Genomic DNA, 11,580 nt, shown 5'->3' with positions numbered 1-11,580 from the left:
CCCAGCCCGCAAGGCGGCATGCTCTACGACGTCTGGCGGCGGACGCGAGAGCGGCAGGCCGCCGAGCGCGCCGCGCGTCCCGAGGTGACGGGCTCGCAGCAGCGCGCCCCGGCCGCGCACCTGGGCAGCGAGGTGCCGGTGGGCGACCTGGGCTCGGGCTCCGACTACACTCCCTTCCTGCAGCACCTGGGCGTGCCCTCCACCGACATCGGCTCGGGCGGGCCTTACGGCGTCTACCACTCCGTCTTCGACAACTTCCAGTGGTTCACGCGCTTCGCCGATCCCCACTTCCTCTACGAGCAGGAGATGGCGCGGGTCCTGGGGATGGAGGTGCTGCGCATGGCCGACGCCGACGTCCTGCCCTACGACTACGCGAGCTACGGCAAGGAGATCGGGATGTACGTGGAGGCGGCGCAGAAAAAGTCGCTGGCCATCTTCGGCGACAAAGGCCCCGACTTTGCCGCCGCCACGGCGGCGGCGGAGCGCTTCCAGAAGGCGGGCGCCGCCATCGCTCAGGCGCAGCAGGACTCCAAGGCCGACCCGGTGCGCCTGAACCGCGCTCTGGCGGCGGCGGAGAAGGCGCTGCTCATGCCCCAGGGCCTGCCCCACCGCTCCTGGTACCGCCACGCCATCTACGCCCCTGGGGAATACACCGGCTACGCCGCGGTGGTGATCCCCGGGGTCAACGAGGCGCTCGACGCGCACGACCCGGAACGCGCGCGCCTGCAGCTCGCCGAACTCACCGCGGCGCTGGAGCGCGCGGCCCAGACGCTGGAGAGCTATCGCTAGCACGCAGGCTCTGGGACGGCGCGCGGTTGGGCAGGCGCAGGCGGCGCAGCAGATCCTGGAAGCGAGGATCACCGCGCAGAGGATCGTAGGTCGGGTCCACGCCCAGGTTGCTCAAGGACATGGAGTGATCGCGGTAGAGCTGCTCCAGGATGGCCAGGGCTTCGTCCTTCCGGCCCACGGCGGTGTATGCAAGCATGAGGTTGGTACGATCCCCGGGCTTCCGCCGGCCCAGCTCCTCCAGTTGCAGCAGGGCCCGCTGGGCTTCGGCCCGCCGCCCCGAGCGGGCATACACATAGGCCAGCAGCCTGAAGTGCGACTGCTCGTCCCCTGGACTGCGCCACCGGTCGATGTCGGCGAGGGCCTGGGAATAGTCCCCTTTCTCCACGGAGGGACAGATCACATTGTGGGCGAAGGTGAATCCAGGGTCGCGAGCGAGGACGGATTGGTACTCCGTGACGGAGCGGTCGTACTGGCGGGCGTAACAGAAGATCTTGGCGCGGTCGGTGGCGATGATCAGGGAGAGGGGATCGAGTTGGCGGGCGCGCTCGATCTCGGCGAAGGCCTCGTCGAAGCGGCCCTGTTGGGCGAGGAACTCCGCGTACCAATGGTGGCCGGTGGCGTAGTTGGGGTCGAGCTGGATGGCGCGCAGGTATTCTCGCTCCGTCGTGGGCCAGTCCCAGTCGTAGTCCTGCGCGATCACCGCCAGGGCGGTGTGCGCTTCGGGGAGCTGCTGATCAAGCTCGAGGGCCTTGAGCGCAGCGGCGCGCGCCCGGGGCATGAATTCTCCCTGCGGCAGGCCGCTGTAGCCGCCCAGCAGCGCATAGCAGTCGGCCAGATCGGCATAAGCGGGAGCGTAGTTCGGGTCGATCGCGACCGCCTGCTCGAAATAGCGGATGGCGGTCCGAATGTCGGTGGCAGTACGCCGGGACCAGAAGTACCGTCCGCGCAGGTAGTCCTCGTGAGCCTGGGGATCGATCGGCCGCACCGAGGCCAGCGCCTGCCGGCTGGCGGGATCGAGACTGAGCCGGATGTTGTCGGCCACGTCGCGCGCGACCTCGCTCTGCAAGGCGAGGACATCTCGCTGCTCACTCTCGTAGCTGTGGGCCCAAAGGTGGCGGTCGCTGGCCGCCTCCACCAGTTGCGCGGTGATGCGGACCCGTCCCTCCGAGCGCAATACGCTTCCTTCGACGACCGCATCCACATTCAGTTCCTTGGCGATCTGAGGCAGCGGCTCGCGCGTGTCCTTATATTGCATCGCCGAAGTGAAGGAGATGACGCGCAGGCCTTGCAGCGAGGCCAGGCGGGTAATCAACTCGTCGGTCAGCCCTTCGGAGAAGTACTCCTGTTCGGGGTCGTTGGAGAGGTTGCGCAGCGGCAACACCGCGATGGAACGGATGGGCGCCGCGGCGGTGCGCCGCCGGTACCAAGTGATCCCGGTGACGGCGAGGACCGCCAAGAGCACGCCTACCGCCCCCCACCATGCCATCCCCCGCCGGGAAACGGAGCGTGTCGGAATGGCCGCGACCGCGGAAGCTGCGGCTTCCGGTCGGACGGTGATGACCGGGCACAAGAAGCGGTAGCCGCGGCGCGGCAGGGTTTCGACGAAGCGCGGGTTCTCCGCCGAGTCGCTCAGGGCGGCGCGCAGCTTCTTGACCGCGGCGTTCATGCCTTCGTCGAAGTCCACGAAGGTGCCCGCCGGCCACAGCAGTTGGCGCAGCTCCTCTCGCGTCACCACCTCGCCCGGGCGCTCCAGCAGGCACAGGAGGACCTGGAAGGACTGCCCCGGCAGGCGCACCTTGATGCCATTGCGGCGCAGTTCTCCCGAGGGCACGTCCAACTGGAAGGTGCCGAAACGATAGAAGCGAGGATGTGGCGTTGCCGCCATGCCGTACTTCCTCACTACTCTCAGAAACCGGGGAAAGGCGGTCCCCGAAGTCTATCACAGGCACTCCCGCGGGCCGGTCATAAAATACGATATCAGTAGAGTTATCAGTAGGTTACAAGGTCATCGACATTTCGGCGGGTGGTACCTTGACGATGTCCCGCGTCTCGGCTAACAGTCAGCCCACTACGGAGCTACGCCCCGTCGGGGGCAGGCGAGGATAGGGGGAAATCGAGATGTTCATCCACGGGATCCGGGAAAAGACTCGGCTGCGCCGCCGCGCGGTGCTGCTGCTCTGCGGTCTGGTCGCCTGCCTGGGCATGAGCGCGATGGTCGCCGCCACCACCAACCTTCCGGCCACTCTGGTGTTCCTGGACGCCACGGGTGTGCTCTCAGACTTCCATAGCACCGGGCCCACCGACCTCGACAACCCGTTCTTCCAGAGCCTGGGAACGAACGGGCGCTCGTGCGTGAGCTGTCACCAGCCCTCCGACGCCTGGACGGTCACGCCCGCCCACATCCAGATGCGTTTCTTCACGAGCCAGGGGCTGGACCCCATCTTCCGGCCGGTGGACGGCGCCGTCTGCCCCAGCGCCGATGTCTCCACCGTGGCGGCGCGCCGCCAGGCCTACAGCATGCTGCTCAAGAAAGGACTGATCCGGGTCTCGATCGGTGTGCCCGCGGGAGCTCATTTCTCCGTCTCCCAGATCGACGATCCCTACAACTGCCCGGAGAACACGCCCGCCGGCCTGGCGCTGTTCCGCCGGCCCCTGCCCTCGACCAACCTGCCCTTCTTGACCACGGTGATGTGGGACGGGCGGGAGTCGTTCGCCGGGCAGACGCTGCAGTTCGATCTCGCCGATCAGGCCAAAGGCGCCACTCTGGGTCACGCCCAGGCGGCGCAGGCGCCCACCGACCAGCAAGTGGCCGACATCGTCAGTTTCGAGCTGGCCAACTTCACGGCGCAGGCACACGACCAGGAAGCCGGCAACCTGAGCGCTCGGGGAGCCCAGGGCGGGCCCGTGTCCCTCTCGCAGCAGCCCTTCTTCGTGGGCATCAATGACCCGCTGGGCGGCCCGGGGACGACCTTCAACCCGGCCGCCTTCAACCTCTTCGACGCCTGGGCCCACCTGCCCGACCATGGCGACCGCAACGAGGACCGCGAGGCAGTGGCCCGCGGCCAGGCCCTGTTCAACAACTTCCCCATCCCCATCTCCGGGGTGACCGGGTTGAACGATCTGCCGGGCGTGCCGGCTACGCTGATGGGCACCTGCACCACCTGCCACAACACGCCCAACGTCGGCGACCACTCCACCGCCCTGGCCATCAACATCGGGGTGACCGACTATCCCGCGCTGCCCGCGCTGGACATCAGCGGCCTGCCGGTCTACACCATCCAGTGCGACGCAGGGGTGAACACGCCGATCGGCAAGGGCTCGACCTTCCAGGTCACCGACCCGGGGCGGGCGCTGATCACCGGCAAGTGCGCCGACGTGGGCAAGACCAAGGGGCCGATCCTGCGCGGGCTGGCGGCCCGCGCGCCCTACTTCCACAACGGCTCGGCGGCCACGCTGCAGGACGTGGTCGAGTTCTACGACCAGCGCTTCAACCTGCACCTGACCGATCGGCAGAAGTCCGACCTGGTGGCGTTCCTCCGGTCGCTGTAGAAAGGAAGCGAGGGCGGGCGCAGGCCCGCCCTCGCTATTCCCGCAAGACTCATCACCACAAAGGATACAAAGGTCGCACGAAGGGTGATGCACGCATCCTTCGCGTTGCCTTCGTGTCCTTTGTGTTGAGCCTTTTCTTATTTCGCGGCCGGCGTCAGCTTGACCAGCAGTTCCCCGTAGTCCTTCTTCTCCAGCCCGTGGACCTGCTTGTTGTACTCGTCCACCTTGGAGGAGTAGTTCATGGAGCAGAACTTGGGGCCGCACATGGAGCAGAAAGCGGCCTCCTTGTAGAACTGGTCGGGTAAGGTCTCGTCGTGCATGGCGCGCGCGGTCTCGGGGTCGAGGGAGAGTGCGAACTGCTTCTCCCAGTCGAACTTGTAGCGGGCGAAGCTCAAGGCATCGTCGCGCTCGCGGGCACCAGGACGCTGGCGCGCGATGTCGGCGGCGTGGGCGGCGATCTTGTAGGCGATGATGCCGTCCTTCACGTCCTTCTCGTTGGGCAGGCCGAGGTGCTCCTTGGGCGTGACGTAGCAGAGCATGGCCGCGCCGTACCAGCCGATCATGGCCGCCCCGATGGCGGAGGTGATGTGGTCGTAGCCGGGGGCGATGTCGGTTACTAAGGGGCCCAGGGTGTAGAAGGGCGCCTCGTAGCAAAGCTCCACTTCCTTGTCCACCTGCTCCTTGATCTTGTCCATGGAGACGTGGCCGGGGCCCTCGATCATCACCTGCACGTCGTACTCCCAGGCCTTCCTGGTGAGCTCGCCCAGAGTGCGCAGTTCGGCGAACTGGGCCTCGTCGGAGGCGTCGGCCACGCAGCCGGGACGCAGGCCGTCGCCCAGCGAGAAGCTCACGTCGTACTTCTGGAAGATCTTGCAGATGGCGTCGAAGTTCTCGTAGAGGAAGTTCTGTTGGTGGTGGTGGGCCATCCACTGCGCCAGGATGGCGCCGCCGCGCGAGACGATGCCGGTGATGCGCTTGGAGATCATGGGCAGGTACTGGATCAGCACCCCGGCGTGGATGGTCATGTAGTCCACGCCCTGCGCGGCCTGCTCCTCGATGACCTCCAGCATGATGGGCGCGGTCAGGTCCTCGATGCGCTTCACCCGCGAGATGGCCTCGTAGATGGGCACGGTGCCGATGGGCACGGGCGAGTGCCGCAGGATGGCCTCGCGGATCTGGTGGATCTCGCCGCCGGTGGAGAGGTCCATCACCGTGTCGGCGCCGAAGTGCACCGCGGTGTGCAGCTTCTTCAGCTCCTCGTCGACGTTGGAGGTGACGGCGGAGTTGCCGATGTTGGCGTTGATCTTGCACAGCGAGGCCACGCCGATGGCCATGGGCTCGAGTTCCAGGTGGTGGATGTTGGCGGGGATGATCATGCGGCCGCGGGCCACCTCGTCGCGCACCGCTTCCGGGGCCAGCTTCTCGCGCCAGGCCACATAGCGCATCTCGTCGGTCACCACGCCCTGGCGGGCGTAGTGCATCTGGGAGAAGTTGCCGTCGCGGTTCTCCGCCTTGCGGCGCGCGATCCACTCGGCGCGCGGCTGCGGCACCGCCGTGCTCTTCGATCCGTTGTTGCCCATGTCTCTGCCCTCGTGCCTTCCTGAACTGATTATTATACGTCCACGCGGGATACACTACTGCTCATGCTCTTCATGGTGATCGAACGCTTCACGCCGGAGAACCTGAAGCGGGTGGGCGAGCGCTTCCAGGCAAAGGGCCGCATGATGCTCGAGGACGTCCTCTACCACGCCAGTTGGCTGGAGCCCGACGGCAGCCGCTGCTTCCAGGTGATGGAGGCGCCCAGCCGCGAGCGCCTAGAGGCCTGGGCCGACCGCTGGAATGACCTCATGGAAGTTGAGATCCTCCCCGTCCTGACCTCGGCCGACTTCTGGGCCAGGCGGCGAGGCGAATAGGGCCACTGTCCTTCGGAGTCCGCCCCCGGCCTTGACCACCGCCTCCGCGCCAGCGTAACCTCTTCGGAAGAGTTTATGAGTTCCGCGCAGGGCAAGTACCTCCGATTCGGCCTGGCCACCGTGGTGATCCTGGTGTCGCTGGGCTACCTGGCCTACACCGGGGTGCAGGAGAGCAAGAGCTACTACGTCACCATCAAGGAGTTGGGGACGATGGGTTCAAGTGCCCACTCCAAGCGCCTGCGGGTGGCGGGCAACGTGGTGCCCGGCTCCATCAAACGCCAGGGCAGCCGCATGGAGTTCAGCCTGGAAGAAGAAGGGCGGACCCTGGCGGTGGATTACCGCGGCACGGAGGCCCCGCCCGACACCTTCAAGGACAACGCCCAGGCCCTGGTCGAGGGCCACTACGGCGAAGACGGCGTCTTCCACGCCACCCAGATCCAGGCCAAATGCGCCTCCAAGTATGCTCCCGCGCCGGGACAGGGGCAGCCCGCGGCCGCGGCCCCCGCCAAGTCCTCCAGCTAGGACTTCGTTCCCGCCACAAGAGGCACAGAGACACAGAGAAATGCAGAATTGAGAATGCAGATTGCAGATTTGTGTCGGAGCTGCCGGCAGACCAGACCATTCTGCATTCTTGATTCTTCATTCTGCATTTCCTCTCTGTGCCTCTGTGTCTCTGTGGTGAAAATGGCGCAGTTCTAGTACCTTTGACCGTCGTGGCCGAGACTGCGGTCGTCCTCACCAACGTCAGCAAGCTCTTCGGGCGCTTCGCGGCGTTGCGCGAGGTGAGCGCGGAGTTCGCGCCGGGGCGGCTCTACGCCGTCTTCGGCGAGAATGGAGCGGGCAAGTCCACACTGCTGCGGGTGATGGCGGGCCTCACGCATCCCACCTCCGGCACGGTGGCCTTGCTGGGCTCCACCGAGCTACGTGAGGTCACCGCCCAGCTCGGCTACATGGCGCACGCTCCCCTGCTCTACGACGAACTGAGCGGCATGGAGAACCTGCTCTACTTCGCCGGGCTCTACGGCGCGGCGGCGCCCACCCGTTGCGCGCAGGCCATGGAAGAGGTGGGGCTGGATCCCGCGCTGGCGCGTCCCGCAGGACAATACTCGCAGGGCATGCGGCAGCGGCTCTCGCTGGCGCGGGCGCTGCTCCACGATCCCAAGCTGCTGCTGCTGGACGAGCCCTTCTCCAACGTGGACGTCACCTCGGCGCGGGCCATGGCCAAGCTGCTGGGGGCGCGCCGCGACCGCGGCCTCACCATCTTCCTGGTCACGCACCAGGTGGCGCACGCCGAGGGCATCGCCGACGAGTCGCTGTGGCTGGCGGCGGGACGGCTGGCCGCGCGCGCCCCGGGCACCGCCGCCGCCCGCCTGGGAGCGCAGCCATGAGCTTGCTCTCCGTCACCCGCTCCAGCCTGGCCAAGGACCTGCGCCTGGAATGGCGCTCGAAGGACGCCATCAATGCCATGCTCTTCTTCGCCTTGCTGGTGGTGGTGATCTTCAGCTTCTCCTTCGATCCCAACGCGGAGGAGTCGCGGCGGATCGCCGGCGGGCTGGTGTGGGTGGCCTTCCTGTTCGCGGCGGTGGTGGCGCTGAACCAGACCTGGGCGCGGGAACTGCGCAACCAGGTGCTCGACGCTTACCGCATTTCGCCCGCCCCCGCCGACGCCCTCTTCCTCTCCAAGGTGCTGGGCAACTTCCTCTTCGTGGCGGTGCTGGAAGTGCTGATGACGCCGCTGTTCATCGTCTTCTTCGATCTGCGGGCGGTGGGGGCGGGCTGGCAGCTCGTCCTGGTGGCGGCGTTGGGGACCTGGGCGCTGGTGGTGAACGGGACTTTTTTTGCCGCCGTCTCCCTGCGCACCCGCAGCCGCGAGATCATGCTGCCGCTGCTGCTCTTCCCCATCTCCGTGCCCGCACTCATCGCCATGGTGCGGGCCACCACCGTCATCCTGACCGGCGAAGACTCGGCCTACCTGCCGCTGGTCTTCCTGGCGGTGTACGATATAGTGTTCACGACCGTCTGCCTGTTGCTGTTCGAGACGGTCTTGCACGCGGAATAATCCATGAGAAACGCCTTCGTGCTGCTGGCCCTAGGGGTCTTTCTGCTGCTGAGCTACGGGCTCTACCAGGGGCTGGTGGCGGCGCCCACGGAAGCCACCATGGGCGACGTGCAGCGTATCTTTTATTACCACCTGCCCTCCGCCTTCCTCGCCTTCCTGTGCTTCATCGTGAACTTCGCGGCCTCGGTGGCCTACCTGACGAAGCGCAGCGCGCGCGCCGACGCCCTGGCCGTCTCCACCGCCGAAGTGGGCGTGGTCTTCTGCACGGTCGTGCTGGTGACGGGTCCGCTGTGGGCCAAGCCGGTGTGGGGGATCTGGTGGACCTGGGACGCGCGCCTGACCAGCACCCTGCTGCTGTGGCTGATCTACCTCAGCTACCTGGTGCTGCGGCGCTTCGCCAGCGGGGGGCAGGCGCCGGTGCTCTCCTCCGCGCTGGCCATCTTCGGCTTCGTGGACGTGGGCTTCGTGTACATGGCCAACCGCTGGTTCCGCACCCAGCATCCCGCGCCGGTGCTGGCGGGCGGCTCCGATTCCGGGCTCGACCCCCGCATGGCCCACGCCCTGCTCATCAACTTCCTGGCCTTCCTGGCCTACGGGGCCATGCTGGTGTGGATCCGTTACCGCATGGAGCGGGCGCGGCAGGAACTGGAGCAGGCGCAGGCCCTGGCCGCGCTCGCAGGAGGCGGCCGATGAACTACCTCTATCTCGCCTACGGCGCCACCTGGACCATCCACATCGTCTACCTGGTGGTGCTGACCAGCCGCGCCGCCCGCCTCAAGAAGGAAGTCGACGAGCTGAAGAAACCCTGAGCGGCTACTGGATGGTCACCGTGCAGTTGGTGCCGCCGGTGATGTCGGCCTTGATGATGCCGCTGGCGTCCACGCAAAAGCCCCGTACCCCGCTCTGGCCCGGCAGCAAGGGCTGGCCGTTGGCGGTGTAGTTGGCCACCGGGACGCCCACGGTCGAGGAAATATAGAACTTGTAGCCGCTCTTGGTGCAGGGCTGTGAGGCACACCCCAGCAACCAGTCCAGGATGCCGGCCGCCGCCGGAGTGGGAGGATTGGGGTTCACCCCTCCCAGCTTGGAGAGATCGTCGGCATAGCCCACGTTGGGGAAGGTGAGGGCGTAGGTGGTCTGCGCGGTATGGATGGTGCGCAGCGAGTAGACGGCCGAAGCTTCGTTGGCCGCGATCCGCGATCGGATCAGGTTGGGAATGGCGATCGCTGCGATGATCAGAATGATGGCCACCACGATCAGCAGCTCGATGAGCGAGAAACCGCGGGTTTTGCGCATGGCTCTCCCACCACAAAAAACGTTCTGACTTGGCGTTGGACCTGGGGAGGGTACAGATGCTGCAGAGCCGAGGTGAGGTCATACTACACGAAACGGCGGGCGGCGAGAAGATGCTTGGCGGCGGTCTGCCTCAGTCCGGCAGAGTCAGAGCGGCGGGCGCCAAGGCGAAGTCGCGCCCATCCAGCCGCATCCCCAGCCACAGTTCCAGCCGCCGCTGGGCGGTGGGGGCCAGCTTCACGAACTTCACTCCCAGGCGCTCGCCCCGGGCCCAGGTGGTTTCCGCCTGGGCCTCGATGCTCTGGCCCAGCCCGGGCAGGGAGAAGCGCAGGAACACGGGACGGTGCGCGGGCACGCCCGCCACCCCGCGCAGCGCCACCCCTCCCTGGCTCAGGTTCAGCATCACCGCCCGCTGGTCAAGCACGCTGTCGTAGCTGAGGTAGACGACCTGGTTGGAGGGCAGGCGGTGATAGCGGCGGCGCTCCTGGGTCATCAGGCCGTAGGCGGCGCGCAGGACGCGGGCCGCGCGCTCGGCGGCGATGGGCTTCTCCAGGACGAAGTTGGCGCCCAGGCCGGCGGAGACGGCGGGAGCGGCGCCCGTCACCAGTGCCAGAGTCAGCGCCCGGCGGTTGGAGGGGGCGGAGCGGACGCTCTTCAGCACCTCGGCGGCGGCCGCAGCATCGTCGCAATCCACGATCACGGCCTCGTACTTGCTGCGCGCCAGCCGCTCCAGCGCTTGGGGCGCGGCGGCGCAACGCTCGACCTGGATCTTAGCCCGCTCCAGCAGGCGTGGCAGCACGGCCAGGACCCGGACATCGCGGCAGAGGAGGAGAGCGCGCAGTGTCATGACCCAGGCATGCTAGGCCCCTCCCCGCGAGGGGCCAAGATTACCAAGGTCGCTGGCCGGGAGGCCGGGGTGGGCTCTACTTCTTCCTCTTCAGCACCTGCTTGACGGCGGCGCCGATGTGCGGAGCGGTGAGGCCGTACTTCTCCACCAACTGCTCGGGGGTGCCGGACTCGGCGTAGGTGTTGCGCAGGCCCACGAACTCCATGGGCACGGGATGGCTGGCGGCGGCGGAGGCGGCCACGCGCGCGCCCAGCCCGCCGTCGAGTACGTGCTCCTCGGCGCTGACCAGGGCGCCGCACTCGCGCGCCGCCTGCGCGATGGCGGCGTCGTCCAGCGGCTTCAGGGTGTGCATGTCCACGACGCGGGCGTGGATGCCCTCTTCCTCCAATCGCGCTTGCGCCTCGAGGGCGTAGCCCACCTCCAGGCCGCAGGCCACGATGGCGGCGTCGCGCCCGCTGCCGTGTACCTTGGCCTTGCCGATCTCGAATTTCTCTTCGGCGCTGTAGATCACCGGGACCTTGGGCCGCCCGGTGCGCATGTAGCACGGCCCCACGTGTTCGGCCATGCCATGCACCAGGGCGCGGGCGGCGTGCTCGTCGGCCGGGCACACCACCACGAAGCCGGGCAGCGAGCACATCAGGGCGAAGTCCTCCACCGCCTGCTGGCTGGGACCGTCCTCGCCGATGGAGATGCCGCCATGCGAGCCGCAGAACTTGGCGTTCACCCCGGGATAGGCCACGCACATGCGCAACTGGTCGTAGGCCTTGTCGCAGAGGAAGACGGCGAAAGAGGAAGCGAAGGGGATCTTGCCGGCCAGGGCCAGGCCGCTGGCGATGCTCACCATGTCGGCTTCGGCGATGCCGCAGGTGATGAAGCGTTCGGGAAAGTCCTTGGCGAAGGTGGCGCTGAAGGTGGACTTGGCCAGGTCGGCGTCGAGGGCGACCACGTTGGGGTTGGCGCGGCCCAATTCGGCCAGCGCTTGCCCATAGGCCTCGCGCGTGGCCAGGCCCATCTTCAGCTCGAACTTGGGGGTGGCGGCTTTCACGTTGTTGCGCCCGGCGCTCTCGACCGGGACCATGGGAGCTGCGCTGGCTTCCAAGTCTCTCTCCTTCTAAAGGTGCTGGGCTGCCGCT

The 11,580-nt window shown here is 67.2% G+C and carries 13 protein-coding genes; 8 read left to right on the top strand and 5 right to left on the bottom strand.

The features are described from left to right. A partial coding sequence (locus VEG08_03690) for a transferrin receptor-like dimerization domain-containing protein (GenBank protein HXZ27084.1) occupies nucleotides 1–789 on the top strand: 789 nt, incomplete at its 5' end. On the opposite strand, the gene VEG08_03685 is transcribed toward VEG08_03690, so the two are convergent. Then, complete coding sequence (locus VEG08_03685; GenBank protein ID HXZ27083.1) at nucleotides 740–2,674, bottom strand: winged helix-turn-helix domain-containing protein; 1,935 nt, start codon at nucleotides 2,672–2,674, stop codon at nucleotides 740–742. The two genes, VEG08_03690 and VEG08_03685, sit on opposite strands and share 50 nt — an antisense overlap. A 233-nt stretch (nucleotides 2,675–2,907) precedes the next feature. Between VEG08_03685 and VEG08_03680 the strand changes: the two genes are divergently transcribed. Then, nucleotides 2,908–4,338 (top strand): hypothetical protein, encoded by a 1,431-nt coding sequence (locus tag VEG08_03680; GenBank protein HXZ27082.1) that lies wholly within the window; start codon nucleotides 2,908–2,910, stop codon nucleotides 4,336–4,338. Nucleotides 4,339–4,475: 137 nt separating this feature from the next. Here VEG08_03680 and thiC read toward each other — a convergent pair whose 3' ends face one another. Then, a complete protein-coding gene (thiC, locus tag VEG08_03675) occupies nucleotides 4,476–5,918 on the bottom strand; it encodes a phosphomethylpyrimidine synthase ThiC (protein HXZ27081.1) in 1,443 nt (480 codons plus the stop codon). Between the two features lie 63 nt (nucleotides 5,919–5,981). Between thiC and VEG08_03670 the strand changes: the two genes are divergently transcribed. From VEG08_03670 to VEG08_03645, 6 genes are all read left to right on the top strand, one after another. After that, entirely contained in the window at nucleotides 5,982–6,251 is a 270-nt protein-coding gene (locus VEG08_03670; GenBank protein HXZ27080.1) for a DUF3303 family protein, read from the top strand. Between the two features lie 75 nt (nucleotides 6,252–6,326). Next, nucleotides 6,327–6,773, top strand: a complete 447-nt coding sequence (locus tag VEG08_03665) for a cytochrome c maturation protein CcmE (protein ID HXZ27079.1) — start codon at nucleotides 6,327–6,329, stop codon at nucleotides 6,771–6,773. Nucleotides 6,774–6,964: 191 nt separating this feature from the next. Then, nucleotides 6,965–7,639: a heme ABC exporter ATP-binding protein CcmA gene (gene ccmA, locus VEG08_03660; GenBank protein ID HXZ27078.1), complete on the top strand. Its 675-nt coding sequence runs from the start codon at nucleotides 6,965–6,967 to the stop codon at nucleotides 7,637–7,639. Beyond that, nucleotides 7,636–8,310 (top strand): heme exporter protein CcmB, encoded by a 675-nt coding sequence (locus VEG08_03655; GenBank protein HXZ27077.1) that lies wholly within the window; start codon nucleotides 7,636–7,638, stop codon nucleotides 8,308–8,310. Before ccmA ends, VEG08_03655 begins: the two co-directional genes overlap by 4 nt. Before the next feature lie 3 nt (nucleotides 8,311–8,313). Further along, nucleotides 8,314–9,003, top strand: coding sequence for a cytochrome c biogenesis protein CcsA (gene ccsA, locus VEG08_03650; GenBank protein HXZ27076.1), 690 nt, complete (start codon nucleotides 8,314–8,316; stop codon nucleotides 9,001–9,003). Next, nucleotides 9,000–9,119, top strand: a complete 120-nt coding sequence (locus VEG08_03645; protein ID HXZ27075.1) for a CcmD family protein — start codon at nucleotides 9,000–9,002, stop codon at nucleotides 9,117–9,119. The genes ccsA and VEG08_03645 overlap by 4 nt, the downstream gene beginning before the upstream one ends. A gap of 4 nt (nucleotides 9,120–9,123) precedes the next feature. Here VEG08_03645 and VEG08_03640 read toward each other — a convergent pair whose 3' ends face one another. The 3 genes from VEG08_03640 to VEG08_03630 form a co-directional block, all read right to left on the bottom strand. Continuing rightward, complete coding sequence (locus VEG08_03640; GenBank protein HXZ27074.1) at nucleotides 9,124–9,603, bottom strand: prepilin-type N-terminal cleavage/methylation domain-containing protein; 480 nt, start codon at nucleotides 9,601–9,603, stop codon at nucleotides 9,124–9,126. 130 nt (nucleotides 9,604–9,733) lie between these two features. After that, a complete protein-coding gene (locus tag VEG08_03635) occupies nucleotides 9,734–10,447 on the bottom strand; it encodes a PilZ domain-containing protein (GenBank protein HXZ27073.1) in 714 nt (237 codons plus the stop codon). A gap of 76 nt (nucleotides 10,448–10,523) precedes the next feature. Continuing rightward, nucleotides 10,524–11,546, bottom strand: coding sequence for a transketolase C-terminal domain-containing protein (locus VEG08_03630; protein ID HXZ27072.1), 1,023 nt, complete (start codon nucleotides 11,544–11,546; stop codon nucleotides 10,524–10,526). Nucleotides 11,547–11,580 lie beyond the last annotated feature (34 nt).

Source organism: Terriglobales bacterium (assembly GCA_035624475.1).
In the GTDB taxonomy this organism is placed as follows: Bacteria; Acidobacteriota; Terriglobia; order Terriglobales; family Acidobacteriaceae; genus DASPRL01.
Note: the sequence above shows the minus strand (reverse complement) of the source record. Positions and strands in the feature narration are given on the sequence as shown.

Bases quoted from the DNA above. Each gene is read 5' to 3' on its own strand.
- VEG08_03635 (HXZ27073.1), bottom strand. From the start codon at position 10,447: ATGACACTGCGCGCTCTCCTCCTCTGCCGCGATGTCCGGGTCCTGGCC.
- VEG08_03645 (HXZ27075.1), top strand. From the start codon at position 9,000: ATGAACTACCTCTATCTCGCCTACGGCGCCACCTGGACCATCCACATC.
- VEG08_03680 (HXZ27082.1), top strand. From the start codon at position 2,908: ATGTTCATCCACGGGATCCGGGAAAAGACTCGGCTGCGCCGCCGCGCG.
- VEG08_03665 (HXZ27079.1), top strand. From the start codon at position 6,327: ATGAGTTCCGCGCAGGGCAAGTACCTCCGATTCGGCCTGGCCACCGTG.
- VEG08_03640 (HXZ27074.1), bottom strand. From the start codon at position 9,603: ATGCGCAAAACCCGCGGTTTCTCGCTCATCGAGCTGCTGATCGTGGTG.
- ccsA (HXZ27076.1), top strand. From the start codon at position 8,314: ATGAGAAACGCCTTCGTGCTGCTGGCCCTAGGGGTCTTTCTGCTGCTG.
- thiC (HXZ27081.1), bottom strand. From the start codon at position 5,918: ATGGGCAACAACGGATCGAAGAGCACGGCGGTGCCGCAGCCGCGCGCC.
- VEG08_03655 (HXZ27077.1), top strand. From the start codon at position 7,636: ATGAGCTTGCTCTCCGTCACCCGCTCCAGCCTGGCCAAGGACCTGCGC.
- VEG08_03685 (HXZ27083.1), bottom strand. From the start codon at position 2,674: ATGGCGGCAACGCCACATCCTCGCTTCTATCGTTTCGGCACCTTCCAG.
- VEG08_03670 (HXZ27080.1), top strand. From the start codon at position 5,982: ATGCTCTTCATGGTGATCGAACGCTTCACGCCGGAGAACCTGAAGCGG.